The sequence below is a fragment of the Crossiella sp. NPDC003009 genome, assembly GCF_053591555.1.
In genome coordinates this window covers 1-25,172 of record NZ_JBSFUA010000079.1, presented here as the reverse complement: position 1 = coordinate 25,172, position 25,172 = coordinate 1, and the positions used below count along the sequence as shown (strand labels likewise).

General features: G+C 73.2%; 23 protein-coding genes and 1 pseudogene. 10 read left to right on the top strand and 14 right to left on the bottom strand.

Going from position 1 to position 25,172, the window contains the following annotated elements; all coding sequences use genetic code 11:
- Window positions 1-76: 76 nt before the first annotated feature.
- Window positions 77-568 (bottom strand): hypothetical protein, encoded by a 492-nt coding sequence (locus tag ACWDY5_RS40095; RefSeq protein ID WP_449727357.1) that lies wholly within the window; start codon window positions 566-568, stop codon window positions 77-79.
- Between the two features lie 119 nt (window positions 569-687).
- Here ACWDY5_RS40095 and ACWDY5_RS40090 point away from each other — a divergent pair, with 119 nt between their 5' ends.
- Window positions 688-1,353, top strand: coding sequence for a TetR/AcrR family transcriptional regulator (locus ACWDY5_RS40090; protein ID WP_283663897.1), 666 nt, complete (start codon window positions 688-690; stop codon window positions 1,351-1,353).
- 21 nt (window positions 1,354-1,374) lie between these two features.
- Window positions 1,375-2,310 carry an LLM class F420-dependent oxidoreductase gene (locus ACWDY5_RS40085; protein ID WP_449727356.1) on the top strand — a complete coding sequence of 312 codons (936 nt, stop codon included), beginning with the start codon at window positions 1,375-1,377 and terminating at the stop codon, window positions 2,308-2,310.
- On the opposite strand, the gene ACWDY5_RS40080 is transcribed toward ACWDY5_RS40085, so the two are convergent.
- The 7 genes from ACWDY5_RS40080 to lpdA form a co-directional block, all read right to left on the bottom strand.
- Window positions 2,311-2,775, bottom strand: a complete 465-nt coding sequence (locus ACWDY5_RS40080) for an ArsR/SmtB family transcription factor (RefSeq protein ID WP_449727355.1) — start codon at window positions 2,773-2,775, stop codon at window positions 2,311-2,313.
- Window positions 2,775-3,878 (bottom strand): serine hydrolase, encoded by a 1,104-nt coding sequence (locus tag ACWDY5_RS40075; RefSeq protein WP_449727354.1) that lies wholly within the window; start codon window positions 3,876-3,878, stop codon window positions 2,775-2,777. Before ACWDY5_RS40075 ends, ACWDY5_RS40080 begins: the two co-directional genes overlap by 1 nt.
- Before the next feature lie 38 nt (window positions 3,879-3,916).
- On the bottom strand, window positions 3,917-7,066 hold the full coding sequence (locus tag ACWDY5_RS40070) for a BTAD domain-containing putative transcriptional regulator (protein ID WP_449727353.1): 3,150 nt from the start codon (window positions 7,064-7,066) through the stop codon (window positions 3,917-3,919).
- Between the two features lie 180 nt (window positions 7,067-7,246).
- Window positions 7,247-7,984 (bottom strand): lipoyl(octanoyl) transferase LipB, encoded by a 738-nt coding sequence (gene lipB, locus ACWDY5_RS40065; protein WP_449727358.1) that lies wholly within the window; start codon window positions 7,982-7,984, stop codon window positions 7,247-7,249.
- A 12-nt stretch (window positions 7,985-7,996) separates the two neighbouring features.
- Complete coding sequence (locus tag ACWDY5_RS40060) at window positions 7,997-8,905, bottom strand: TIGR01777 family oxidoreductase (RefSeq protein WP_449727352.1); 909 nt, start codon at window positions 8,903-8,905, stop codon at window positions 7,997-7,999.
- A gap of 115 nt (window positions 8,906-9,020) precedes the next feature.
- On the bottom strand, window positions 9,021-10,823 hold the full coding sequence (gene sucB / locus ACWDY5_RS40055; protein WP_449727351.1) for a 2-oxoglutarate dehydrogenase, E2 component, dihydrolipoamide succinyltransferase: 1,803 nt from the start codon (window positions 10,821-10,823) through the stop codon (window positions 9,021-9,023).
- 53 nt (window positions 10,824-10,876) lie between these two features.
- Window positions 10,877-12,250, bottom strand: coding sequence for a dihydrolipoyl dehydrogenase (gene lpdA, locus ACWDY5_RS40050; RefSeq protein WP_449727350.1), 1,374 nt, complete (start codon window positions 12,248-12,250; stop codon window positions 10,877-10,879).
- Between the two features lie 248 nt (window positions 12,251-12,498).
- Here lpdA and ACWDY5_RS40045 point away from each other — a divergent pair, with 248 nt between their 5' ends.
- Complete coding sequence (locus ACWDY5_RS40045; RefSeq protein ID WP_283663905.1) at window positions 12,499-12,843, top strand: oxidoreductase; 345 nt, start codon at window positions 12,499-12,501, stop codon at window positions 12,841-12,843.
- A gap of 30 nt (window positions 12,844-12,873) precedes the next feature.
- Window positions 12,874-13,257, top strand: coding sequence for a hypothetical protein (locus tag ACWDY5_RS40040; RefSeq protein WP_449727349.1), 384 nt, complete (start codon window positions 12,874-12,876; stop codon window positions 13,255-13,257).
- Between the two features lie 133 nt (window positions 13,258-13,390).
- Here the strand turns inward: ACWDY5_RS40040 and ACWDY5_RS40035 are convergent, their stop codons facing one another.
- Entirely contained in the window at window positions 13,391-14,887 is a 1,497-nt protein-coding gene (locus ACWDY5_RS40035; protein WP_449727348.1) for a leucyl aminopeptidase, read from the bottom strand.
- Window positions 14,888-15,090: 203 nt separating this feature from the next.
- Between ACWDY5_RS40035 and ACWDY5_RS40030 the strand changes: the two genes are divergently transcribed.
- From ACWDY5_RS40030 to ACWDY5_RS40015, 4 genes are all read left to right on the top strand, one after another.
- Window positions 15,091-16,341, top strand: a complete 1,251-nt coding sequence (locus ACWDY5_RS40030; RefSeq protein ID WP_449727347.1) for an amino acid permease — start codon at window positions 15,091-15,093, stop codon at window positions 16,339-16,341.
- 11 nt (window positions 16,342-16,352) lie between these two features.
- Entirely contained in the window at window positions 16,353-17,459 is a 1,107-nt protein-coding gene (gcvT, locus tag ACWDY5_RS40025) for a glycine cleavage system aminomethyltransferase GcvT (protein WP_449727346.1), read from the top strand.
- On the top strand, window positions 17,456-18,127 hold the full coding sequence (locus tag ACWDY5_RS40020; protein ID WP_449727345.1) for a DUF402 domain-containing protein: 672 nt from the start codon (window positions 17,456-17,458) through the stop codon (window positions 18,125-18,127). Before gcvT ends, ACWDY5_RS40020 begins: the two co-directional genes overlap by 4 nt.
- Window positions 18,128-18,232: 105 nt before the next feature.
- Window positions 18,233-19,330 carry a branched-chain amino acid aminotransferase gene (locus ACWDY5_RS40015; protein WP_449727344.1) on the top strand — a complete coding sequence of 366 codons (1,098 nt, stop codon included), beginning with the start codon at window positions 18,233-18,235 and terminating at the stop codon, window positions 19,328-19,330.
- Here ACWDY5_RS40015 and ACWDY5_RS40010 read toward each other — a convergent pair.
- Window positions 19,327-20,175: a LysR family transcriptional regulator gene (locus ACWDY5_RS40010; RefSeq protein ID WP_449727343.1), complete on the bottom strand. Its 849-nt coding sequence runs from the start codon at window positions 20,173-20,175 to the stop codon at window positions 19,327-19,329. The genes ACWDY5_RS40015 and ACWDY5_RS40010 overlap by 4 nt on opposite strands.
- Window positions 20,176-20,244: 69 nt before the next feature.
- On the opposite strand from ACWDY5_RS40010, the gene ACWDY5_RS40005 reads away from it, so the two are divergent.
- Entirely contained in the window at window positions 20,245-21,135 is an 891-nt protein-coding gene (locus tag ACWDY5_RS40005) for an EamA family transporter (RefSeq protein WP_449727342.1), read from the top strand.
- On the opposite strand, the gene cobS is transcribed toward ACWDY5_RS40005, so the two are convergent.
- From cobS to cobU, 3 genes and pseudogenes are all read right to left on the bottom strand, one after another.
- Window positions 21,095-21,841 carry an adenosylcobinamide-GDP ribazoletransferase gene (gene cobS / locus ACWDY5_RS40000; protein WP_449727341.1) on the bottom strand — a complete coding sequence of 249 codons (747 nt, stop codon included), beginning with the start codon at window positions 21,839-21,841 and terminating at the stop codon, window positions 21,095-21,097. The two genes, ACWDY5_RS40005 and cobS, sit on opposite strands and share 41 nt — an antisense overlap.
- A 295-nt stretch (window positions 21,842-22,136) precedes the next feature.
- A pseudogene (gene cobT, locus ACWDY5_RS39995) lies at window positions 22,137-23,204 on the bottom strand (nicotinate-nucleotide--dimethylbenzimidazole phosphoribosyltransferase); the annotation flags it as partial.
- Window positions 23,205-23,218: 14 nt separating this feature from the next.
- Window positions 23,219-23,758, bottom strand: coding sequence for a bifunctional adenosylcobinamide kinase/adenosylcobinamide-phosphate guanylyltransferase (cobU, locus tag ACWDY5_RS39990; RefSeq protein WP_449727340.1), 540 nt, complete (start codon window positions 23,756-23,758; stop codon window positions 23,219-23,221).
- A gap of 48 nt (window positions 23,759-23,806) precedes the next feature.
- Between cobU and ACWDY5_RS39985 the strand changes: the two genes are divergently transcribed.
- Complete coding sequence (locus ACWDY5_RS39985; protein WP_252486660.1) at window positions 23,807-24,007, top strand: hypothetical protein; 201 nt, start codon at window positions 23,807-23,809, stop codon at window positions 24,005-24,007.
- Between the two features lie 22 nt (window positions 24,008-24,029).
- On the opposite strand, the gene ACWDY5_RS39980 is transcribed toward ACWDY5_RS39985, so the two are convergent.
- Complete coding sequence (locus tag ACWDY5_RS39980; protein ID WP_449727339.1) at window positions 24,030-25,016, bottom strand: aldo/keto reductase family protein; 987 nt, start codon at window positions 25,014-25,016, stop codon at window positions 24,030-24,032.
- Window positions 25,017-25,172 lie beyond the last annotated feature (156 nt).

Sequence of the window (25,172 nt, the reverse complement as noted above, 5' to 3'; positions counted from 1 at the left end):
CGTTCGTGACCCCGGCACGAACGCACGACTCAGGAGCGAAAAAATCCCGCGCGCGGAGCGCGCCAATGTGACAGCTCTAGGCGCTTGCCGCCATGCGGCGGAAGAGCCCGCGGGTCGAGCCGCACCGGGACTGCGCGCGCTCGCCATCTCGGGCCAGGGCCAGGAACGCCGCGCCAACCCGCTCGATCTCCTCGGCGGACTCGCGCACGTCGGCCAGCCCGGTCACCAGCGCCAGGGTCCGCCGCTCGTGCGCGATCGCCTCCGGGATCTCGCCGGCGCCAGCGTCGAGCAGGCGGCGGAGAGTCGGTTCCTCGGTGGCGAGGCGTTGCCAGGCGGCGGTGGCGGCTTCGACTCGGTCGCCGTGTTCGTGCAGGGCGAGCTCGAGGTGGCCGGTGAGCCGGAGCATCCAGCGGTAGTGCAGGGCGGCCAGCAGTTCGGCGTGGTCGGTGAAGATGTCGGCGGCGTGGGGGACCTCGTCCAGCGGCACGGTGGATTCCCCAGTGCGCTCGGCCCGGCGCAGGGCGGCGTCGATGACGTCTCGCCGCCGGTAGAAGTCGTTCCAGCTCATGGCGCCCCTCCTTGTCGCTCACCGCCCGTACCCGGAGTTTCCGGCGTACCGACGGTATGGCTCCGACATGGAGAACATACCACCAGTACGTACCGTCGGTATGTCGTAGTGTTGTGAGTATGGCGACAGCGCGGCCGCGGCGTATGGAGTATTCGGAATCCACCAGGCAGGCCCTGGTGGACAGCGCCGTGGAGCTGTTCACCAGAAAGGGTTACGCGGGCACCTCGCTTGATGAGATCGCGGCGAAAGCGCGGGTCACCAAGGGCGCGCTCTACCACCATTTCGGCGGTAAGCAGGCATTGTTCGAGGCCGCCTTCGACTCGGTGGAGACCGACATGCTGGCCAGGCTGGCCAAGATCGTCGCGCAGCCCGGCGACCCGTGGGAGAGCGCGATGGCCGGTCTGCGCGCCTACCTCCGGGTCTGCCTCGAGCCCTCCTACCAGCGGATCGTGCTGCACGAGGGGCCGGTGGTGATGGGCTGGGAGCGCTGGCGGGAGGCCGAGGAGCAGTTCAGCTACGGCCTGGTGCGGGCCACCGTGGTCGGGCTGGCCGAGTCCGGCGAGATCGACGACCTGCCGGTGGAGCCGATGTCCCGGCTGATGTTCGGCGCGCTGGCCGGCAGCGCCACCCAGATCGCCAACGCGGCCGATCCGAAGAAGGCCAGCGAGGAGGTCGGGACCTGCATCGAGCGGGTGATGCAGGGCTTGCGGTTGCTGCACAAGGTGGGCAATGCCGAGCCGATCCGGGTGGAGACCTCGGTGCCGCGCAGGACGCGCCGCCGCTGAACCCGGGATAGCGTGTTCCGCGTGGACTTCAGGATCTTCACCGAGCCCCAGCAGGGGGCCAGCTACGACGATCTGCTCCGGGTCGCGCGCGCGGCCGAGGACGCCGGGTACGACGCGTTCTTCCGCTCCGACCACTACTTGAAGATGGGCTCGGTCAGCGGTCTGCCCGGCCCCACCGACGCCTGGGTGACGCTGGCCGGTCTGGCCAGGGAGACCAAGCGGGTCCGGCTGGGCACGCTGATGACCGCGGCCACCTTCCGCTATCCGGGGCCGCTGGCGATCCAGGTCGCGCAGGTGGACCAGATGTCCGGTGGCCGGGTGGAGCTCGGCCTGGGCGCGGGCTGGTTCGAGACCGAGCACCGCAACTACGGCATCCCGTTCCCGGACGTGGCCGAGCGCTTCGACCGCTACGCCGAGCAGCTGGCGGTGATCACCGGGCTGTGGCGGACGCCGGCGGGTGAGACCTTCAGCTTCGACGGCGAGCACTACCAGCTGACCGACTCGCCCGCGCTGCCCAAGCCGGTGCAGGCCGGTGGCCCGCCGGTGCTCATCGGCGGCCGCGGCGCCAAGCGCACGCCCGCGCTGGCCGCGCGCTACGCCGCCGAGTTCAACCTGCCCTTCGCCGACCCGGCCACCGCGGTGCGCCAGTTCGAGCGGGTGGAGGCGGCCTGCGCGGAGATCGGCAGGGACGCCAAGGAGATCGTCCGCTCGGCCGCGCTGGTGCTCTGCCTCGGCCGGGACGAGGCCGAGGTGGCCCGCCGGGCCGCGGTGATCGGCCGCGAGGTGGACGAGCTGCGCGCCAACGGGCTGGCCGGCACGGTGGCCGAGGTGGTGGACAAGCTCGGCGCCTGGCGCGAGCAGACCGGCATCAGCCGGGTCTACCTGCAGGTGCTCGACCTCAACGACCTGGACCACCTCGAGCTGGTGGCCGCCGAGGTGCTGCCGCAGTTCCGCTGATCAGGCCTTCAGCTGGCCCGCGATGTCCGCCGCGGCCGCCAGCAGCACCAGGGCCGGGACCAGCGCGGTCCCGCGCAGCCGGTAGCGACCGCGGCCGTCCTGTTCGACCAGGCCGGCCGCGGTCAGCGGCTTGAGGTGGTGGTACAGCTGGCCGGTGGAGCCGACCTCGGCCTCGGCCTGCAGCTCGGCCGCGGACCGCGCGCCCTGCTCGGCGAGCAGCCGGACCACCTTGGCCCGCACCGGATGGCCCAGCGCGGCCAGCACCTCGATGCGCGGGCCGTCCGGCAGGGCCAGCACCCGGGTGGCGGGCAAGGTGATGGACCACTCCAGATCGGGCGCGCTCAGGCGGCCCTGGTAGCTGATCACGCCACCGGCCTCGGCCACCGCCTGCTCGGCGATGCCCTCCAGGGCCGCCACCCTGGCCTCCAGGTCGGCGACGCGCTGGGCCAGCTGCTCGTTGGTCATCAGCTGAGCATGCCTGGCGTTCCGGTGAGCGCGGTGGCCACCCTGTCCAGCCATGCCGGGTCGAGCAGCAGGTCAAGCACCGAGCGCAGATAGATCGAGCTCTCCCCGGTGGCGGCGGTCCAGTCCGGTTCGGTCATGCCGGTGAGCAGCACCGCGACCGTGCCGATCCGGCCGTCCCGCCAGCGCACGGACATGCCCGCGGTGAGCACCCCGGCCAGCGAGCCGCCCTTGAAGCCGATACCCGCCACCTCGGGCGGCCGGATCGCGGCCAGGCTGTGCTCCAGGTGCCGCCGGGCCGGTTCCGGGAAGCGGCCGGTGGCCAGTGCCCGGTGCAGCCCGGCCAGGGTGGCGGCGGAGGCGCCGCCGCTGTCCCGGGCCCAGGCGGTCTGGGTCTCCCAGGACGGGGTGCCGCTGAGCACCTTGGCGCGGGCGTGCGCGCGGAAGGCCGGGTCGGTCAGGAAGCGCTGTTCCAGGCGGGCGCCCATGTCCCGGCGCGGCACGCCCGGCCGGACCTCCTCCGGCAGCAGCAGGTAGAGGAAGTCGGCCAGCTTCGAGCGGGTGTCCGCACCGGCCCAGCCGCCGCGCAGCGCGGCCCGGCGCAGTGCGGGCTCGCCGAGCAGGTGGCGCAGGTAGTCGGTGGCCGCGTTGTCGCTGAAATAGATCATCGTCCCGGCGATCTGGTCCAGGGTGACCAGCTGGTCCGGGTCCTTGGCCAGGAGGGTCGCCGGGTCCATCGGGATGCCGAGGGACTCCTGCGCCGCCACGTGCGCGCCGCCGTCGGTGTAGGGCAGGTAGAAGTTCTCCCAGTCGCCGACCCTGACCTTGGTCGCCGGGTCCAGCCGGGCCAGCGCGTAGGCGGCCAGGTGCACCGGTTTGACCGCCGAGGCCAGTGGCTGGGCCACGTGCGCGCGGTGGGCGAGGCACTTCGTGCCGTTGTCGGCGTAGGCGCTGACCAGGCCGGGGTTGGCGGTGAGCCAGGCGAGCAGGCCCTCGCGGGTGGTGAAGTCGGTGGTGGCGCGGGGTGCGGCGGTGGCCAGGCCGGGCAGCAGCGTCGCGCCGGCGGCCAGGGCGCCGGTGATCAGCAGGTGGCGTCGGGACAGCATGGTTCCCCTATCCTCTGGATTTCCGTAATTCCGGAAGTCTAGAGGATCGGAGTCCGGTTGTCCGTGAGCGCTTCACCGAGCAGGGCCAGGCCCTGGTCCTGCTCCAGTCGCTGACCGGCGGCGGTGGCCTGGCGGATGGCCAGTTCGGCGGCGGCGCGGGCGGCCTCGGCCTCGCCGAGGTCCAGCAGGGCCGCGCCCTGGGCGAGCAGCGCGCCGGGGCCGAGGCGGGTGGGTTCGCCCGCGGCGGCGATCAGGTCCAGGGCGGCGGTGGCCGCGGTCAGCGCGTCGCGTGGGCGGCCGGTCTGGCGGTGCGTGCGGGACTGGCCGACCAGCGCGGCCACCTGCGCCCACAGGTAGCCGCCGGCCTCGGCCAGCGCCTGCGCCTGGGCGTGCAGCTCGGCGGCGCGGCGGGGTTCGGCGCAGTCGGCGAGCACGGTGAGCGCGTCGGCCTCGCAGACCCGGTGTGCCAGGTCGCGGGCCAGCCGCAGGGCCTGTTCGGCGTCGCCGGCCGCCTGGTCGTGGTCGCCCAGCAGGCGGTGCGTCTCGGCCAGGGTGGTCAGCACCTCGACGGCGAGGCGGCGGTGGCCCAGCTCGCGGAAGTCGGCGAGGGCCTCGGTGAGCACCGCCTTGGCCTGGGCATGCGCGCCGCGGACCAGGTGCGCGCGGCCCAGGCCGTAGCGGCCGTAGGTGACCACCAGCTGGGAGCCCTCGGCCAGGCCGATGTCCACGATGGTGCGGAAGTGATCCTCGGCCTCGGCCAGTTCGGCCAGGTCCACGCACAGGTGGCCGAGGTTGGCCCTGACCATGGCCTGCCGGTGCGGGTCGGCCGAGGCGTGCGCCTGCCGCAGGTGCGCGCCCGCCTCGGTGAGCCTGCCCAGGTTGAGGCAGACCAGGCCGAGGTTGTTCAGGGTGGCGAACTCGCCGTCCCGGTCACCCAGCCGCCGCTGGATGCGCAGCGCCTGCTCGTAGTGCCGGGCCGCGGTGTGGTTGTCGCCGAGGGTCCAGTGCAGGGTGCCCAGGCTCAGCCGCATGGCCGCCTCGCCGGGCAGGTCGGGTTCGGCGATGGCGGCGGCCAGCCCGGTCTCCACCACGTGCAGCCAGTCCGCGACCTGGCCGGTGTGGTGGAAGTAGCCGCGCAGCGCGTCGGCCAGGTACCAGGAGTAGTGCGCCAGCGGTCCGGCGCAGATGGTCGCGGTGGCCGCGATGTTGGCGCATTCGGCGCGCAGCCAGGCGATCGCCGCTCCCGGCCGAGGGGTCCGGTTCGGCCGGGGCGCGGGCAGCGGGAGCTGGACGATCTCCGGGTACAGGCTGCGCGCGGCCGCGCGGGCGGTGTGCAGGTAGTAGGCCAGCAGCGCGCGCCGGGCCGCGTCCAGCGACTGGGCGGTCTCCTCGGCGGCGGCGCGTTCGGCGGCGTAGAGCCGGATCAGGTCGTGCGCCTGGTAGCGGTCGCCCGCCTGGTGCTGCACCAGGTTGGCGGTGCAGAGCTGGCGCAGCAGCGGCAGCGTGGTGTCGGCGGGCAGCGCGGCCAGCGCGGCGGCGACCTCCTTGGTGAAGTCGTTGCCCGGCACCAGGCCGAGCAGCCGGAACAGGCGCTGGGCCGGTGGGTCGAGCATGTCGTAGGAGAGGTCGAAGGCGGCCTGCACCGCGGTCGCGTCGTCGCCCTCGATGCGCAGCCCGGCCAGGCGTTCGGCGCTGAGCTCGGCCACGTAGTCGGCGATCCGCGCGCTGGGGCGGCCCGCGAGGTTGCCCGCGGCCACTCGCAGCGCCAGTGGCAGGTGGCCGCAGATCCGGGCCAGCTCGGCGGCCGCGGCGGGTTCGGCGGCGACCAGGTCCACGCCCAGGATCCCGGCCAGCAGGTGCTGGGCCTCGCCCGGCGAGAGCACCTCCAGCGGCACCGGGCGGGCGCCGTCCAGCACGGTCATCCCGCGCAGCGCGTTGCGACTGGTGATCAGCACCGCGCAGCCGGGCTCGCCGGGCAGCAGCGCGCGCACTTGTTCCGGGCCGACCGCGTTGTCCAGCACGATGAGCAGCCGCCGCCCGGTGAGCAGGGAGCGGTACTGCGCGGCCCGTTCCTCCGGCTCCAGCGGGATCTGTTCCGGGGTGACGCCGAGGGCGCGCAGAAACCGGCTGAGCACGTCGGCGGGGGCCAGCGGCGGGCCGGGGGAGTAGCCGTGCAGGTTGACGTAGATCTGGCCGTCCGGGAAGTGCGCGCGCACCTCGTGCGCGGCCTGGACGGCCAGCGCGGTCTTGCCGACGCCCGGTGGTCCGGTGAGGGTGACCACGGGCACCGACATGGCCGAGCCCGCGCCGCGGAGCAGCTCGCCGATGTGGCCGATCTCGGCGTCCCTGCCCACGAAGTCGGCGATGTTGGGCGGCAGCTGGGACAGCCCCGCTCCGCGCGGGGCGGCGGTCGCCGGGGCGCTGGTGTGCGGGGTGGCCGGGCCGAGGGAGCTGTCGTTGTTGAGCACGGCCCGGTGCAGGGCGCGCAGCTCCTCGCCGGGGTCCACGCCGAGCTCCTCGGCGAGCTTGCGGCTGACCGCCTGGAACGCCTCCAGGGCCTCGACCTGCCGGTTGGAGCGGTAGAGGGCGAGCATCAGCTGCGCCCAGAACTGCTCGCGCAGCGGGTACTGGCCGGTGAGGCCGTACAGCTCGCCGACCACGTCCTGGTGCGCGCCCAGCCGCAGCCGGGCGTGCAGCCGGTCGGCCACCGCTTGCAGGCGCAGCTCCTCCAGCCAGCGGGCCTCACCGGACTGGAGCGACTCCGAGGGCACGTCGGCCAGCGCGGGACCGCGCCACAGGCCGAGTGCCTCGGTGAGCAGGCCGACGATCCGGCGGGGGTCGTCACCGGCGAGCTTGACCTGCTCGGTGAGCCGCCGGAAGCGGTGGATGTCCAGGGACTCGGGGTCGAGCTCCAGGCGGTAGCCGTCGGGTTCGGTGTGCAGCAGCACCCCGGCGCCCAGGCTCTGGCGCAGCCGCATCACGTAGACCTGGAGGGTCTGCCTTGGCTGGCTGACCGGCTGTTCACCCCAGACCCGTTCGGCGAGCTCGTCGAAGGAGATGTGCTGGTTGGCCCGCAGCAGCAGGCTGGCCAGCACGGTCCGCTGTTTCGCGGCCTTCACCGTGGTGGGCTGCCCCCCGAGCAGCACCTGCAGTGGACCCAGCAGACCGAAGGACAACGGGCCGTGCACAGAAACCCTCCCCTGGACCGGACCCTCCGGCGCATGACCCCCAGCTGTCGGACAGCGAGGAGTCAGCTTACGTCGCTGAGTGCCGAATTCGGACACGTCCGAGTGAGGGCAACCCCGATTGGAGCAGTCAGCGAGGTGGGGTGAGCGGTGGGTCCGGCCGGGCGAGGATTCCGGCGTCGTTCAGTTCGGCAGCGCGAAGGTGATGCCCGGGGCACTGACCTCCGGCCGCGGCAGCCAGCACTCCGACAGCGGCAGCGCGCCGGAGAGCGCGTCCAGCACGGCCTTCTCCGCCAGCGGCTCGACCTCGGCCACGGTGACCCGGCGGCCCAGCTCCGCGGTCAGCGAGGTGACCCCGGCGTCGGCGATGCCGCACGGGATGATCCGCTCGAAGGCGGACAGGTCGGCGTCGCAGTTGATCTCGAAGCCGTGCATGGTGACCCCGCGCTGCACCCGGATGCCGATCGCGGCGATCTTGCGCTCGATCCGGGTCTCGTCGGCGGCCAGCCACACGCCGCTGCGGCCCTCGACCCGGCCCGCGGGCAGGCCGAGGTCGCGGCAGACCTTGATCAGGCCCTCCTCCACCCTGCGCACGTAGTCGACCACGTCCACCGGGTCGGTCAGCTTGACGATCGGGTAGCCGACCAGCTGGCCGGGCCCGTGCCAGGTGATCTTGCCGCCGCGGTCCACCTCCACCACCGGGGTGCCGTCCACCGGCCGGTCCTCCGGCTGGGTGCGCTTGCCCGCGGTGTAGACGCTGGGATGCTCCAGCAGCAGCAGGGTGTCCGGGCCGTTGCCGTCGGCGCGGGCGTCCAGGACCTCGCGCTGGAGGTCCCAGGCCTGTACGTAGTCAATGCTGCCGAGGTGACGGACCAGCACGGGTTCGCTGGACTCCCGGCAGGAGAGGTGACTGTTGTTCAGCACCCCTCGACCCTACGCCGCGGGTTGGCCCTCCGGAACGGCGGCGGCCAGTGCCGCGGCCACCGTGGGGTGCTGGTGGACGTAGCCGTTGCGGCGCAGCACCGCGGGCAGCGCGCGCTGCCCGAACAGGGCCATCTCCTGGGCGGTCTCCGCGCCCAGGGCCAGCTTGAGCGCGAACTCCGGCACCACCCAGGGCGCGGGCCGGTGCAGCGCCTCGGCCAGCGCGGCGGTGAACTCGGCGTTGGTCACCGGCACCGGTCCCGTCAGGTTGACCGGGCCGCTGACCTGGCTGTGCTCCAGCGCGAACCGGATCGCGCCGACCTCGTCGTCCAGCGAGATCCACGGCATGTACTGGGTGCCGGCGCCCAGCCGCCCGCCGAGCAGGAAGGAGAACAGCGGCCGCAGCCGCCCGAGCAGGCCACCGTGCGCGGAGAGCACCAGCCCGGTGCGCACCCGCACCACCCGCCCGCCGGACTCCTCGGCCGCCTCGGCCGCGGCCTCCCAGTCCCGGCACAGCCCGGCCAGGAAACCCGCGCCGGAGTCGGCGGTCTCGTCGATCTCCCGGTCACCGGTGTCGCCGTAGTAGCCGACCGCGGAGCCGCTGACGAAGACCGGGATCCGGTGCCGGGCCACCGCCTCGGCCAGCACCGTGGTCGGCACGATCCGGCTCTCCCGCAGCTGCGCCTTGCGCTCCTCGGTCCAGCGCTTGTCGCCGATGCCCGCCCCGCCCAGGCTGACCACCGCGTCCGCGCCGTCCAGCGCGTCGTCGGCGAACCTGCCGGCCGGTGGGTCCCAGCGGCGTTCGTCAGGGGCGGCCGGGGCGCGGCGCACCAGGCGGATCACCTCGTGGTCGTTCTCCCGGAGCTCGCTCACCAGGGCGCTGCCGATCAGGCCGGAGGAACCGGCGACCACCACTCGCATGACTCGATCGTGCCGCCTCCGCCCGTGCGGCGCGACCCCGGCGGGCACGGGGAGAAACGGCCCGAGGGCCCCGCCGCGGTGTGCGGCGAGGCCCTCGGGAGTCGATCCGTGCCGGTCAGAGACCCAGGTCGGCCTCGAACGAGCCGTCCTCCAGGCGCTGCTTGACCGCGGTCAGGAACCGGGCCGCGTCCGCGCCGTCGACCAGCCGGTGGTCGTAGGACAGGGCCAGGTAGACCATGGAGCGGATGGCGATGGTGTCGCCGCCCGCCTCGTCGGTCACCACGACCGCGCGCTTGACCACGCTGCCGGTGCCCAGGATGCCCACCTGCGGCTGGTTGATGATCGGCGTGTCGAACAGCGCGCCCCGGCTGCCGGTGTTGGTCAGCGTGAAGGTGCCGCCGCTGAGCTCGTCCGGGGAGATCTTGCTGCGCCGGGTGCGGTCGGCCACGTCGGCGATCTTGCGGGCCAGGCCCGCGATGTTCAGATCGCCCGCGTCGTGGATGACCGGGACCATCAGGCCCTTCTCGGTGTCCACCGCGATCACCAGGTGCTCGGCGCCGTGGTAGGTGACCTCGTTGGACTCGGCGTTGATCGAGGCGTTGAGCTTCGGGTGCTGCTTGAGCGCCTCGACGGCGGCCTTGGCGAAGAACGGCAGGAACGAGAGCTTCACGCCCTCCCGCGCCTCGAACGCGCCCTTGGCCCGCGCGCGCAGCCGGGCGATCTTGGTGACGTCCACCTCGACCACCGTGGTCAGCTGCGCGGAAGTCTGCAGCGACTCGACCATCCGGCGGGCGATGACCTGGCGGGGCCTGGTCATCTTCACCGTCTTACCGCGCAGCTCGGCCTCGGGCGTGCTGGCCGGTGCGGCCGCCCTCGGCGCCGAGCCCGAGCCCGAGCTCGCGGCCGGAGCCGGCGCCGGTGCGGGCTTGGCGGCTTCCGCGGCGGCGGCCTTGGCGGCCTCAACCGCGGCGAGCACGTCCTGCTTGCGGATCCGGCCGCCGACCCCACTGCCCTTGAGCGAGCCCAGGTCGACCTTGTGCTCGGCGGCGAGCTTGCGGACCAGCGGGGTGACGTACGGCGCCTCGCCGTTGCTCTCCTCAGCCGAGGGGGCCTGCGGAGCCGGTGCGGACTGCTGCGGCGCGGGGGCCGGAGCGCTCTGCTGCGGAGCCGGGGCCTGCTGCTGGGGAGCCTGCTGCTGCGGGGCCGGAGCCTGCTGCGGGGCGGACTCCTGCTGCTGCGGGGCCGGGGCGGGCGCGCTCTGCTGCTGCGCGGGCGCGCCGCTGCCGATCACCGCGAGCTGGGCGCCGACGTCGACCGTCTCGTCCTCGCCGACGTTGATCTCCAGCAGGGTCCCGGCCACTGGGGACGGGATCTCGGTGTCGACCTTGTCGGTGGAGACCTCGAGCAGCGGCTCGTCCACGTCGACGGAGTCGCCGACCTGCTTGAGCCACCGGGTCACGGTGCCCTCGGTGACGGACTCACCGAGCGCGGGCATGGCCACCGGGGTGCCCTCCGCCGCGCCGCCGCCGGACGGGGCCGACTGCTGCTCCTGCTGCTCCGGCGCGGGCGCCGGGGCGGACTGCTGCTGCTGGGCGGGCTCTGGCTCCGGTGCGGGCTGCTCGGACGGGGCGGCCGACGGCTGCTCGGCGGCGGGCGCCGGGGCGGAGTCGCCACCGCCGTCCCCGTCGCCGATGACCGCCAGTTCGGCGCCCACGTCCACGGTCTCGTCCTCGTTCACGACGATGCGCTGCAGCACACCGGCGGCAGGGGAGGGGATCTCGGTGTCCACCTTGTCGGTGGAGACCTCAAGCAAGGGCTCGTCGACCTCAACGGTGTCGCCGACCTGCTTCAGCCACCGGGTGACAGTGCCCTCCGTGACGCTCTCGCCGAGCGCCGGCATCTGGACGGAGAAGGCCATCTTTCGCTAGCTCCTCGTGCTTGTGCTCACTGGGTTTGCCTCGCGCCGATCGATCAGCCGTGCGCGTGCAGCGGCTTGCCGGCCAGGGCGAGGTGTGCCTCGCCGAGGGCTTCGTTCTGGGTCGGGTGCGCGTGTACCAGGGGGGCCACGTCGTCAGCGTATGCCTCCCAGTTGTAGATCAGCTGCGCCTCGCCGATCAGTTCGCCGACCCGCGAACCGACCATGTGCAGCCCGACCACGGGGCCGTCGGTGGCCTTCACCAGCTTGATGGCGCCCTTGGTCTTGAGGATCTGGGACTTGCCGTTGCCCGCGAGGTCGTAGGTGACGGTCTCGACGGAACCGTACTTCTCCTTGGCCTGGGCCTCGGTGAGGCCGACCGAGGCGACCTCGGGCTCGCAGTAGGTGACGCGGGGGATCCCGGCCTCGTCGATCGGCTTCGGGTTGAGCCCGGCGATCTGCTCGGCGACGAGGATGCCCTGCTGGAAGCCGCGGTGGGCCAGCTGCAGGCCCGGCACCAGGTCGCCGACCGCGTACACGTTCGGCAGGTTGGTGCGCAGGTACTCGTCGGTGAGCACGAAGCCGCGGTCCATCTTGACCCCGGCCTCCTCGTAGCCGTGGCCCGCGCTGTTCGGGCCGCGGCCGACCGCGACCAGCAGGAGGTCGGCGTCGAGCTGCTCACCGGACTCCAGGGTGATCGACACCGCGGAGTCGGTCTGGGTGGCGCCGGTGAACCGGACGCCGGTCTTGAACTTGATGCCGCGGCGCCGGAAGGCCCGCTCGACCTGCTTGGAGCAGAACTCGTCCTCGGCGGGCACCAGGCGGGGCAGGGCCTCCACGATGGTGACCTCGGCGCCGAAGGAGCGCCACACGCTGGCGAACTCCACGCCGATCACGCCGCCGCCGAGCACGACGACCTTCTCCGGCACGAAGTCCAGGTTGAGCGCCTGGTCGCTGGTCATGACCCGGCCGCCGAGCTCCAGACCGGGCAGCGAGCGGGCGTAGGAGCCGGTGGCGAGCACCACGTTCTTGCCGGTGTAGCGCTGACCGTCCACCACCACGGTGTTCGGCGCCTGGAAGGTGCCTGCGCCTTCGACCACGGTCACGCCCTTGCGCGACTTGAACATCCCGGTCAGGCCCTTGTACAGGTTGCCGACCACGGTGTCCTTGTAGGTGTTGACCCCGGCGATGTCGATGCCCTCAAGGCTGGCCTTGACACCGAACTGGTCGCTCTCCCTGGCCATGTCGGCCACCTCAGCCGCGTGCAGCAGCGCCTTGGTCGGGATGCAGCCGCGGTGCAGGCAGGTGCCACCGAGCTTGTCCTTCTCGACCAGGATCACGGACAGGCCGAGCTGGCTCGCGCGCAGTGCGCAGGCGTAGCCGCCCGAGCCGCCGCCAAGGATCACGAGGTCGGCGGAGGTGTCGGTCACTTCGATCTCCTCATGGAGGCATCGTTTGCTGGGCGTTCTCTTGGTGCCGACAACGCCGGTTCAGCGCGACGGGCATCCGCCATCTTGTCACCATGTCAGGGGTGCTCGCGACGCGGGATACCTACATCTCAGTACGCATGTCCTGGGTCACGCTGGGTGGATCATCGAGGCGGAGTTTCGCCCGGAATGTGACGTCCGCCTGACATCTGGCCTGGCAAGATCGGTGGCTGGAGCGAAGGAGGTGCGCGGTGGGCCTGTTCGACCGTTTCCGCCGCAAGGAGCGACCCGGCCAGCTGCGGTCGGCCTCGAACGCCGACACCGCCCACCTGGAAGCGTGGGCGGCGGCCCGGCACGGCGTCGAGGCGTACCTGGAACCCAAGACCACGGTGACCGAGACCACTGTCGTGTTCATCGCACACGACGGCGAGTGGACCCGGCGGCGCATCTCCGGGTTCGACGCCGCGCAGAAACTTGCCCGGAAATTGAAGATTCCGATGTACGAGGCCAACAAGGTCGGCTATCCACAGCGGATGCGCGACTACACCGCACGACAGCGCGCGCAGCAGCGCCGCGACGGGAAGGCGTCAGGCTAGGTGTCCACTTTCCTCGACCGACTCGCCGGAGTGGCCCAGGAACCCCTGTTCCTGGACCCGGCCGACCGCGCCCGCGAGCAGCGCGAGAACACCTGGTGGCTGACCACCGACGAGGCCGAGCGCGCCCACCTGGACACCACGACGCTGGTCGCGGTGCTCTCCGAGCTGGCAGGCCGGCTGGCCGAACGCGCGGTCGCTCAACTTGCCGCGGCTCCGGTCACTTTTTATGCCTGGTACGAGGAGCTGGCGCGGCAGTTGCGGTGTTCCACCGGCTCCTGCGCGCCGTCGGAACTGCCGTTCCCGAGCCGGGTGGTGCCGGTGACGGCGGAGACGGTGGTGTCGGCGTTTCTGGGGGAGAAGGAGCCGAAGGATCGTGACGGCGCGATCGCGGCCTGGGTCGTGCCGCTGATCTGATTGGCGCGCTCCGCGCGCGGGATCTTTCGCTCTTGAGTCGCGAAAGATCAACCCCACCGTGATGTCAAAGGCCCGCCGTGGCGCTGGTGCGCCACGGCGGGCCTTTCACCTGCGCGCGGAGCGCGCCAATGGGTCAGCCGTTTTCCGCGATGTCCGCCAGAACGGCGGCCAGGGTCCGGACCGGGACGCCGGTGCCGCCCTTGGGGGTGTAGCCGTGGGGACCGCTGGAGTTGTAGGCCGGGCCCGCGATGTCCAGGTGGGCCCACTGGACGCCTTCCGGCACGAACTCGCGCAGGAAGATGCCCGCGGTCAGCATGCCGCCCCAGCGGTGGCCGGAGACGTTGGCCAGGTCGGCCAGGCGGGAGTCCAGGTCGGCGCGGAGCTCCTCCGGCAGGGGCATGGCCCAGCCGCCCTCGCCGGTGGCGCGGGCGATGCCGGCCACCCGGTCGCGGAAGTCGTCGCTGCCCATGATGCCCGCGGTGCGCCTGCCCAGGGCGACCACCTGGGCGCCGGTCAGGGTGGAGGTCTCGATCAGGTAGTCCGGGTTGTCCTCGCCGGCCCGCACGATGGCGTCGGCCAGGATGAGGCGGCCCTCGGCGTCGGTGTTGAGCACCTCGACGGTCTTGCCGCCGTACATGGTCAGCACGTCGCCGGGACGGTAGGCGGTGCCGGAGGGCATGTTCTCCGCCATCGGCACGGTCGCGGTGACCTCCAGCGGGTACTTCAGCTTGGCCGCCAGCACCACGGTGGCCACCACCGCGGCCGCACCGCCCATGTCCATGGTCATCTCGTCCATGCCGGGCGCGGGCTTGATCGAGATGCCGCCGGTGTCGAAGGTGATGCCCTTGCCGACCAGGGCGACCTTCTTCTTCGCCCGCGCGCCCTTGTAGCTCAGCCGGACCAGCCGCGGCGGACGGGAGGAGCCGCCGCCGACGCCGAGCACGCCGCCGAATCCGCCCTTGCGCAGCGCCTTCTCGTCCAGCACCTCGACGGTGAGGCCGACGGCCTCGGCGAGCTGGACCGCGCGCTCGGCGAAGGAGGCCGGGTACAGGTCGTTGGGCGGGGTGTTGACGAAGTCGCGGGCGGTGGTGACCGCCTCGGCGATCGCGGTGTTGGCCTTGAGCACGGCCTTGGCGTGCTTGTCCTTGGCGTCGGCGACCAGGAAGTCGGCCTTGGCCAGCGGCGCCTTGCCCGCGTCGGACTTGTAGCCGGTGAAGGCGTACGCGCCGAGCACGACACCCTCCACCGCGGCGCCCAGGTCCACAGTGGACAGCGTCACGGTCGCCTTGGTCACCCCGGCCAGCGCGCGGGCGGCCACGCCGGCTGCCCTGCGGACCTGCTCGCTGCTCGGGCCGTCCTGCCCGGCGGCGATCGCGCCGAGGCCGACCGCGACCACCAGCGGGGCGGTCAGCGCGCCGCGCGCGGGCAGCTTGACGAGTTCATCGGCCTTGCCGGTGGCGCCGAGGGTGCTCAGCAGGGTGCTCAGCTCGCCGTCGAACGCGGCGTCGACCTGCTCGGCGCCCGGCGCGAGGAGCACGCCGTCGGATCCCTGGACGGTGCCGATGACCACCGCGTCGGTCGCGGCGGACTTGGGATCGCTGTCGATCAGCGCAAGCTTGGGCGCGGTCACGTGTGCTCCTTAATCCCGTCCCGCCCGAGCTGCGCGTGTCGAGGTCGGCGACGGCGTGTGTTCGTCGTTGTCGCGGCAAGCGGTTTCTCGGCCGCCGGCCCGGTGTTGTTCCCTGGGTCAGTGTTGCCGAAGGCTAATCCGAGTGGGCTATCCGCCCCCACGGCGGCTATCGCTCTTTAATACAGTCCGAATACTGTGTGTCGGTGGCATTGGACGTACAGCGAGCATCGCGGGCCGGATCCGGTCACCCGGCCGGCGTGCCCGACCTGGTGGTGCTCGGCCTCGGCGGCATGCTCGGCGCGGGCGCCTTCGTGGGGCTGGCCCCGGCTGCCGAGGCGGCCGGCCGCTGGCTGCTGGTCGGCGTGCTGCTCGCGGCGCTGGCGGCATTGTGCAGTGCGTTCTCCACTTCTGACCAGTCCGCCGCCTATGTGGGCTACGGCAGCGGTTATGCCTGCACCAAGGAGCACCTGGGCCGCTGGCCGGGCAGGCTGGCCGGCACCGGGCTGCTGGTCGGCAAGCTCGCCTCGCTGGCCGCGGTGGCCGGGGCCTTCGGCGCGTACCTGATGCCGGCGCGGCCCTGGGTGGCCGCGGTGACGGTGATCGTGCTGGCCGCGGCGCTCGGCTCGGCGAACCTGGCCACCCCGCGCTGGGTGAGCTGGGCGGTCACCGGGTTCGTGGTCGCGGTGCTGGTCGTGGTGATCATCGTCTGCTTCACCGTGCCACCACCCGAACAGGTGGTTCCGGTGAGCGGTCAGCCGGGCGCGGACAACCCCCGGATGCTGCTCACCGCGGGCTCGGTGGTGTTCTTCGGGCTGATCGGGTTCGAGCGGATCACCTCGCCCGCGGACGGCCGCGCCTACCCGCAGCGCAAGGTGCGCATGGCCATCCCGTTCGTGATCGGCCTCGGCGCGCTGCTCTACCTGCTGCTCGGCTGGGCCACGCTGCGCCAGCTCGGCTCGGCCCGGCTGGCGCTCTCGCCCGCCCCGCTGCGGGACGCGGTGGTGGCCGCCGACGGCGCCGTCCTGCTGCCGCTGATCAGCGCGGCCGCCGCGGTGGCGCTGGGCGCGATGGCGCTGATCGTCAGCGTGGACCTGCGCCGCGCGCTGCTCTCGCTGTCCAGGAACCGCGACCTCCCGCTGGGCCTGAGCAAGGCCCCGTGGCGGGCCCAGCTGCTGGCCGCCGCCGGCGCGAGCGGGCTGGTGCTGCTGCTCAGCCCGGAGATCGCGCTGCAGTTCGCGGCCTGCTGCCTGCTCACCTACTACGCCTTCACCAACGCCGCGGCCCGGCTGCTGCTGGTCGAGGACCGCACCTGGCCGATGCGCACCGCCTGCCTCGGCCTCGGCCTGTCCGTGGTGCTGCTGATGAGCCTGCCACCGGTGCTGTTGCTGGCGACGCTGGTCACGGTCGTGGCTGGATCCTGCGTCGCCGCCATGATCACCCGGCAATGGCGGTAACTTCCCCCCTTGTGACTGACACCCCGTTGCGCACCAGCCCCCTGCACGAGTCACACCGTGCCCTCGGCGCCACCTTCGCGCCGTTCGGCGGCTGGGAGATGCCGATCCAGTACACCGACGGCGGCGTGGTCGCCGAGCACACCGCGGTGCGCGAGGCGGTCGGCGTCTTCGACGTCTCGCACCTGGGCAAGGCCCTGGTCGCCGGTCCCGGCGCGGCCGAGTTCGTCAACGCCAGCCTGTCCAACGACCTGAACCGGATCGCGCCGGGCAAGGCCCAGTACACGCTGTGCTGCACCGACTCCGGCGGCGTGGTGGACGACCTGATCGCCTACCTGGTCTCGCCGGAGGAGGTGTTCCTGGTCCCGAACGCGGCCAACACCGCCAAGGTGGTCGAGCTGCTGGTGGCCGCCGCCCCCGAGGGCGTCACGGTGACCGGCCAGCACGACGGCTTCGCGGTGCTCGCGGTGCAGGGCCCCAAGTCCGCCGAGGTGCTCGCCGAGCTCGGCCTGCCCAGCGATATGGACTACATGGCCTTCGCCGACGCGGACTGGAATGGCGGCACGGTCCGGATCTGCCGCACCGGCTACACCGGCGAGCACGGCTACGAGCTCATCCCGGCCTGGGACGACGCCCCCGCGCTGTGGGCGAAGCTGCTGGAGGTCGCGGCCAAGCACGGCGGCCGGGCCTGTGGCCTCGGCGCCAGGGACACCCTGCGCACCGAGATGGGTTACCCGCTGCACGGCCAGGACCTGTCCCTGGAGATCACCCCGGTGCAGGCCGGTTCCGGCTGGGCGGTGGGCTGGAAGAAGCCCGCGTTCTGGGGCCGCGAGGCGCTGACCGCCGAGCGCGCCAACGGCCCGGCCCGCAAGCTGTTCGGCCTGCGCGCGCTGGACCGGGGCGTGCCCAGGGCCGGGATGACCGTGCTCAGCGGCGGCGCGAAGGTCGGCGAGACCACCTCCGGCACGTTCTCCCCGACCCTGAAGACCGGCATCGCGCTGGCCCTGCTGGACACCTCGGCCGGACTGGAGCCCGGCGCCGAGGTCACCCTGGACGTCCGGGGCCGCTCGCTGCGCTGCGAGATCGTGAAGCCCCCGTTCGTGGACTCGCACGTCCGGTGACCCGCACCCAGCCGCCACCCGAGTCGGTGACCATGCCCTGGCAGCCCGGCCACGAGGTCCTCTACCGCTTCCGCCGCCTGGACGGCAGCCTCGGCTCGGTCACCCCGGCCAGGGTGCTCAGTGACGACGGCGCCCAGCTGGTCTGCTGGATCCCGGACGGCACCAGGGTCCGCGCGACCCGGCTGGCCGACGGCCGCCACCAGCGCGAGGCCCCGCTGTCCGAGCGCTTCCGGATCCCGCGGATCCCGGTGCTCTCCAGCTGGCACGGCCACTCCAACCTGCGCCTGGTGGACGAGCACGCCTGGTCCAGCGTGTGGTGGTTCTTCAACGCCGACGGCACCTTCCGGCACTGGTACGTCAACCTGGAACTGCCGATGGGCCGCGGCGCGGACTACGTGGACCGGGTGGACGGGGTGCTCGACGTGGTGGTCGAGCCGGACCTGACCTGGTGCTGGAAGGACGAGGACGAAGCGGAGGAGGCGGTCGCCGCCGGACTGTTCACCGTGGCCCAGATGGGCCGGCTGCGGGCCGAGGGCGAGCGGATGATCGCGCTGGCCGAACAGGGCGCGTTCCCCTTCGACGGCAGCTGGTGCGACTTCACCCCCGGCGCGGGGTGGCCGGCGCCGGTGCTGCCCGCGGACATCGCCGAGGGCCTGCCCGCGGTGTGAGACGTCAGTCCGCCCGGCCGGAATGGCCGGGCGGACTGAACAGTAGGTCGTCCGACCATTGGGATGACGATGGTCGGGGGCAACACGAAGTACTACGCTGCTGCCATGACGTCAACGGTGTCGTTCACCCGTAGCCTGAACCCCCAGCCCGCGTCGGGGGAGCGGCGGGCCGAGATCCTGGCCAAGCCCGGTTTCGGTCAGTACTTCACCGACCACATGGTCACCATCCGCTGGAACCACGAGCAGGGCTGGCACGACGCGGCGGTGGTGCCCTACGGCAGCATCCCGCTCGACCCGGCGGCCATGGTGCTGCACTACGGGCAGGCGATCTTCGAGGGCCTCAAGGCCTACCGCCAGCCGGACGGCTCGATCGCCTCGTTCCGGCCGGAGGCGAACGCGGCCCGGCTGCGCGCCTCGGCGCAGCGGCTGGCCATGCCGGAGCTGCCGGACGAGCTGTTCCTCGGCTCGGTGCGCGAACTGCTCGACGTCGACAAGGCCTGGGTGCCCACGGCGCAGGACGAGTCGCTGTACCTGCGGCCGTTCCTGTTCGCCACCGAGGCGGGTCTCGGCGTGCGCCCGGCCAAGGAGTACCTGTACGTGCTGATCGCCTCCCCGGCCGGCGCCTACTTCGCCGGTGGGGTCCGGCCGGTGAGCGTGTGGCTGTGCACCGAGTACGTGCGCGCCTCGCCCGGCGGCACCGGCGCGGCCAAGTTCGCAGGCAACTACGCCGCCTCGCTGCTCGCCCAGGCCCAGGCCGCGGAGCAGGGCTGCGACCAGGTGGTGTGGCTGGACGCGGTGGAGCGCCGGTGGGTGGAGGAGATGGGCGGGATGAACCTGTTCTTCGTCCTCGGTGAGGGCGAGAACGCCCGCGTGGTCACCCCGGAGCTCAGCGGCGCGCTGCTGCCCGGCATCACCCGCAACTCACTGCTGACCCTGGCCGCCGACCTGGGCTACGCGGTGGAGGAGCGGCGGTTCTCCACCGAGGAGTGGGAGAAGAAGGTCGACTCCGGTGAGCTGACCGAGGTCTTCGCCTGCGGCACCGCCGCGGTGATCACGCCGGTCGGCCGGGTCAAGCACGCCGGTGGCGAGTTCCTGGTCAACGGGGGCGAGCCGGGCGAGCTGACGATGAAGCTGCGGGCCGCGCTGACCGGCATCCAGACCGGCGGCGCCGACCCGCACGGCTGGATGACCAAGCTCGGCTAACCGCGGACGATCTCCCTGGTGAGCGCGAGGAACTCGGCGAGCCGCGGGTGGCGGTGCTCGGCCGGCCAGGCCAGGTGCACCGTCACCGGCGGCACCCCGGACAGCGGCAGGTAGGCCACGCCCGCGTGCATGTGGTGGTGCCGGGTGCCGTCCGCGGTGACGCCGACGGCCCGGCCCGCCGCGATCACGGTGAGCCACTCGTCGACGTTGTGCACCCGCACGGTCTCCCCTGGCGGCGCGTCCGGCGGCCACAGCTCGGGGGTGGTGGTGCCGGAGAGCTCGTTGCGCGCCAGCGGCAGTCCGCTCAGCTCGCGCAGGGTCAGCTCGGTCCGGGTGGCGAGCGGGTGGTCGGCGGCCACCGCGGCGAAGCGGGCCTCGGTGTAGAGCGCCGTGCTGTCCAGCCGCGGGTCGTCGAGCTGGTGCCGCAGCAGGGCCACGTCCACCTCGCCCCGGCTCAGGCCGGCGGTCCGCTCGTCGAACCGGCGGATCTCCAGCGGCACCTCGGGCCGCCGCTCCCGCCAGGCGCGCAGGATCGCGGTGGTGTGCGGACCGGCCGCGGCCCAGGCATAACCGAGGCGTAGCGGCGGTTCCGGGCCGGGGTCGAGGGCGGCGGCCACCGCGGCGAGCACCGCGCGGGCCTTGTCCGCGAAGGCCTCCCCGTCGGCGGTCAGCCGCAGGTGCCGGGTGGAGCGGTCCACCAGCCGCCGCCCGAGCCGCTGCTCCAGCTGGCCGAGGGTGCGTGAGACCGCGGGCTGGGTGAGGTGCAGCCGCACGGCGGCCGCGGTCACCGAGCCCTCCTCCGCGATGGCCAGGAAGCACCGGAAGTGACGCAGCTCGACATCCATTACCGCCAAGCATAACCGCTGCGTGATAAGCATTTCCGGGTTCGTGCCCGGCTACCTAGGCTCAGGCCCGTGACCGCGACCCTCGCCCCGGCCGACCAGCTCGGCGCCCGCCTGCACGGGGTGGCGCTGATCCTGGTCGGGATGAGCTCGGTGCAGTTCTCCGCCGCCCTGGCGGTGAGCCTGTACCCGGCGCTGGGCCCGCTCGGCGTGGTCACCCTCCGCCTGGCCGGCGCGGCCGTGCTGCTGCTGGCCCTGGCCCGCCCGGCGCTGCGCGGCCGCTCCCGCCGCGACTGGCGGACCATCATCCTGTTTGGCCTGGTGATGGCCGTGATGAACGTCTGCGTCTACCTGTCCATCCAGCGCCTGCCGCTGGGCGCGGCGATCACCTTCGAGTTCCTCGGCCCGCTGACCCTGGCCCTCGCCCTGTCCCGCCGCAAGCTCGACTTCCTCTGGGCCGCACTGGCCGGCACCGGCGTCCTGCTGCTGGGCAGCGGCCTGGACGGCGCGGACGCGGTCGGCGTGCTGTTCGCGCTGGCCGGCGCGGCCTGCTGGGCGGCCTACATCCTGCTCACCCGCCACCTGGGCCAAGCCTTCAACGGCATGGAGGGCCTGGCGCTGGGCGCGGCGGCAGGCGCGATCGCGGTGCTGCCACTGGGGATCAGCGCGGCCGGGGCGGAGCTGGTGCGGCCGGGGAACCTGGCGCTGGGCCTGCTGGTGGGGTTGCTGGCCTCGGCGGTGCCGTACTCGATGGACCTGCTCGCGCTGCGCCGGCTGCCCGCCGGGGCCTTCGGGATCATGATGAGCCTGAACCCGGCGCTGGCCGCGCTGGCCGGGTTCCTGGTGCTGGGGCAGGAGCTGGGCTGGTGGCAGCTGGCCGCGGTCGGGCTGGTGGTGCTGGCCAGCGCGGGCGCGACCGCCGCTAGCGGAACGCGGCCAGCGCCAGCACGAGCAGCACGGTGATCTCCGCCGCCGCGCCCAGCACGTCCCCGGTGACCCCGCCGAAACGCTTCCGCACGTGCCGCACCAGCAGCAGCACCACGCCCACCGACAGCAGCACCCCGATCGGCCCGAGCCAGGGCCGGTCGTAGGTGGCGGCCGCGGCGGCCACGGTCAGGAACGCGGTCCAGGCGATCGGCACCGCGACCGGCTGGGAACCCGCCACCAGCGCCCCCAGGCCCTCTGGGCGCGCGGCCGGGACGCCGTGGCGGCAGCACCAGGCGAAGGCGGCGCGGCCGGCGGCCAGCGCGACCACGACCGCGCCCCAGCGCCCGGCCTCGGCGACCGCGGACAGGCTCACCGCCTGCGCGCCCAGCACCACGATCAGGGTGACCACGGCGAACGGGCCAGCGGGGCCGTCGCGCATGACCGCGAGCGCGCGCTCCGGCGGGCCGTAGCAGCCGAGGCCGTCGGCGGTGTCGGCCAGGCCGTCCAGGTGCATGCCGCGGGTGGCCAGCGCGAGCAGGCCGACCACCAGCAGGCCGGCCAGCAGACCGGGGGCGCCCAGCCAGGTCAGGGCGAACAGGACCGCGGTGGCCGCCACGCCGAGCAGCAGACCGGCGAAGGGGGCCAGCGCGATCGCGGTGCGGGCCACGGCGGTGTCGACCGGGCCGGTGCGCACCGGCAGCACGGTGAGCCAGGACAGCGCCAGGCGGAGGCCGGAGGTCATTGGTCAGTGCCGGGGTCCAGCGGCACGGGGCACGGCCCGTGGCGGCCGGGCACCGTGGTGCGGCCGGGTGTCACAGGTCTTCCGGCGGTGCGACCGTGATGACGGGGGCGGCCGGGGGCGCGGCGCGGTAGGTGGTGTCGGCCGGGTTGTCGCGGGGCTCGTCGGTCGCCTGGGTGGCGGTGTGGCCGTGCCCGTAGCCGTAGCTGGCCGCGCTGGTGTCCGGGGCGGCATCGCTGGCCGCCTCGGCGACCGTGGCGGCCAGGCCGGCGGCGGTGGCGGCCACCGCTTCGACCGCGGGCGGCGTGAGCGGGGTGTCGCTCGGGCCGGAGATGCCCGCTTCCTCGAAGGTGGCCATGTCGGCCAGCACCCGACCGGCCATGACCAGCAGCGGCAGCGCGGCGACCGCGCCGGAGCCCTCGCCGAGGCGGAGCTCGAACTCCAGCAGCGGGGTGAGGTCCAGGTGTTCCAGCACGATCGAGTGGGCCGGTTCGACCGAGCGGTGCGCCGCCTGCCACCACTCGCGGGCGCCCGGGGCCAGCTCTTCGGCGACCATCGCGGCCGCGCCGACCACCACACCGTCCAGCAGCACCGGGGTCTGCCGGATCGCCGCCTGGGCCAGGAAACCGGCCATCGCGGCGATGTCCGCGCCCGCGCTGGTGCGCAGCAGGCCGATCGGGTCGGCGCTGACCGGGCGGGCGCGGCGCAGTGCGTCCCGGATGGCGGCGGTCTTGCGCATCCAGCCGTGGTCGTCGATGCCGGTGCCGCGGCCGACCACGGCCACCGGCTCGCTGCCGGTGAGCGCGGCGATCAGCACCGCGGCGGGGGTGGTGTTGCCGATGCCCATGTCGCCCGCGATGAGCAGGTCCGCGCCCCGGTCCACCTCCTCGTCCGCGATCGCCCGGCCCGCGGCCAGCGCGGCCACCACCTCGGCGCTGCTGAGCGCGTCCTCGCGGTCGATGACGCCGGAGGAGCGGCGGATCTTGTGCCCGGACACCGAGTCCGCGGTGTCGGCGTCCACCGACAGGTCCTCGACCCGCACGGTCGCGCCCGCGGTCTCGGCGAGCACGTTCACCGCGGCGGTGCCGGCCAGGAAGCCGCCGACCATCTGCGCGGTGACCTCGCTCGGGTAGGCCGAGACGCCGTGCCGGGCGATGCCGTGGTCCCCGGCGAAGACGACCACCCTCGGCCGGGTCAGCGGCCGCGGCGGGCACTCGCCCTGGCAGGCCGCCAGCCACACCCCGAGCTGCTCCAGCCTGCCCAGCGAACCGGCGGGCTTGGTCAGCTGCGCCTGGCGCGCCTCGGCTGCACGGCGGGCCTGCGCGTCCGGCGGCGCCACCGGCGGGAACTGGACAACCTCGTCCACTGGGGAAACCTCCGTCAGCGCAGCTTCAGCGGGACACCGGCGACGAGCAGCACAACCTCGTCGCACACCTCGGCGAGCCGGGCGTTCAACCGGCCCAGCTCGTCACGGAAGAGCCTGCCAGAACGGGTCGCGGGCACGACGCCGAGGCCGACCTCCGCGGACACCAGCACCACCGGCGCGGCGCACCCGGCCACCGCCGCGCGCAGCGCCTCGCCGCGCGCCCGCACCGGTTCCAGCGTCTCCGGACCGCCCTCCCAGGCCCCCGCGTCGTCCAGCAGGCCGGTCAGCCAAGTGGCCAGGTCGTCCACCAGGATCGGCGGATCTCCTTGCGCGGCTTGGGTAAGCAGCTCCGGCAGCGCCCCGCCGCACTCCACCGTGCGCCAGCTCGCCGGGCGGCGGCGCACGTGCTCGGCGATGCGGGCCTCCCAGTCCGCGTCGGCCGGATCGCGGCGGGCGGTGGCGACGTAGGTGGCGGCCTCAGCGGGCAGCAGTCCTTCGGCGTGCGCGGACTTGCCGGAGCGCGCGCCGCCCAGCACCAGCGTGCGTCGCGTCACTGCTCGCTCCTCCTGCTCCGGCCTCGGCGATCACGTTACCGTTGCCGCATGGCGTACCGGTGGCGTTACGAGGACTCGGCTGGCAGCGCGGTGGACGGCCCGGCGCTGGAGTTCGCCGACCAGGACGAGGCCGAGGCCTGGTTCAGCGCGGAGTGGGCCGAGCTGGCCGAGGCCGGTATCGAGCAGGTCCGGCTCTTCGACGGCGAGGACGAGGTCTACGGGCCGATGAGCCTGCGCCCCGCCGACTAGCGGAGCGCAGGACCCACTCGGCTCAGGCGACGGCGGTGCGCCGCGGGTCGGTCTCCACGAACCCGTCCAGCACCTCGTCGATCTTCTTCAGCAGCTCGGGCTCCAGGGTGACCCCGGCCGCCTTGACGTTCTCCTCGACCTGCTCCGGCCGGGTCGCGCCGATGATCGCGGAGGCCACGTTCGGGTTCTGCAGCACCCAGGCCACCGCCAGCTGCGCCATGCTCAGCCCCGCCTCGGCCGCCAGCGGCCGCAGGTTCTGCACCGCGGTGAGCAGGTCATCGCGCAGGAACCGGCTGACAAAGCCGCCGCCGCGCTCGTCGGTGGCCCGCGAGCCGGCGGGCGGGGCCGCGCCCGGCTGGTACTTGCCGGTGAGCACGCCCTGTGCGATCGGCGACCAGACGATCTGGCTGATGCCCTCCCGCTCGGAGGCCGGCACCACCTGGGACTCGATCACCCGCCACAGCATCGAGTACTGCGGCTGGTTGGACACGAACGGCACGTTCAGCTCACGGGCCAGCGCCGCGCCCCGGCTGATCTGCTCGGCGTTCCACTCCGAGACCCCGATGTAGAGCACCTTGCCCTGCCGCACCAGGTCGGCGAAGGCCAGCATGGTCTCCTCCAGCGGCACCGTGGTGTCGAACCGGTGCGCCTGGTAGAGGTCCAGGTAGTCGGTGCCCAGCCGCTTCAGCGAACCGTGCGCCGCCTCCATGACGTGCTTGCGGCCCAGGCCCTTGTCGTTGGGCCCGCCGGGACCGGTCGGCCAGAAGACCTTGGTGAAGATCTCCAGGCTCTCCCGCCGCTGCCCGGCCAGCGCCCGGCCCAGCACCGACTCCGCGGCCGTGTTGGCGTAGACGTCGGCGGTGTCGAAGGTGGTGATGCCCGCGTCGAGAGCAGCCCGCACACACGCGTGCGCCTGCTCCTCCTCGACCTGGGAACCGTGGGTGATCCAGTTGCCGTACGAGATCTCGCTGACCGACAGGCCGCTGCGGCCGAGGCGTCGAAACTCCATGCAACGAACTGTGACATTGGCGTGCTCCGCACGCATGATTTTTTCGCTCCTGAGTCGTGCGTTCGTGACTCCGACACACGCGAAGCAAGCTTCGGAGTGACCTCGACCAGCACCTGCCCCTCCGCAGCGACCGGGTCCGGCAGCTCGACCAGGGTC

Excerpts from the sequence above, each read along its gene's own strand:
- ACWDY5_RS39980 (WP_449727339.1), bottom strand. The coding sequence starts at position 25,016 with ATGGAGTTTCGACGCCTCGGCCGCAGCGGCCTGTCGGTCAGCGAGATC.
- ACWDY5_RS40075 (WP_449727354.1), bottom strand. The coding sequence starts at position 3,878 with ATGCTGTCCCGACGCCACCTGCTGATCACCGGCGCCCTGGCCGCCGGC.
- sucB (WP_449727351.1), bottom strand. The coding sequence starts at position 10,823 with ATGGCCTTCTCCGTCCAGATGCCGGCGCTCGGCGAGAGCGTCACGGAG.
- ACWDY5_RS40095 (WP_449727357.1), bottom strand. The coding sequence starts at position 568 with ATGAGCTGGAACGACTTCTACCGGCGGCGAGACGTCATCGACGCCGCC.
- ACWDY5_RS40060 (WP_449727352.1), bottom strand. The coding sequence starts at position 8,905 with ATGCGAGTGGTGGTCGCCGGTTCCTCCGGCCTGATCGGCAGCGCCCTG.
- ACWDY5_RS40090 (WP_283663897.1), top strand. The coding sequence starts at position 688 with ATGGCGACAGCGCGGCCGCGGCGTATGGAGTATTCGGAATCCACCAGG.
- ACWDY5_RS40080 (WP_449727355.1), bottom strand. The coding sequence starts at position 2,775 with ATGACCAACGAGCAGCTGGCCCAGCGCGTCGCCGACCTGGAGGCCAGG.
- ACWDY5_RS39985 (WP_252486660.1), top strand. The coding sequence starts at position 23,807 with ATGGCGTACCGGTGGCGTTACGAGGACTCGGCTGGCAGCGCGGTGGAC.
- ACWDY5_RS40015 (WP_449727344.1), top strand. The coding sequence starts at position 18,233 with ATGACGTCAACGGTGTCGTTCACCCGTAGCCTGAACCCCCAGCCCGCG.
- cobS (WP_449727341.1), bottom strand. The coding sequence starts at position 21,841 with ATGACCTCCGGCCTCCGCCTGGCGCTGTCCTGGCTCACCGTGCTGCCG.
- ACWDY5_RS40010 (WP_449727343.1), bottom strand. The coding sequence starts at position 20,175 with ATGGATGTCGAGCTGCGTCACTTCCGGTGCTTCCTGGCCATCGCGGAG.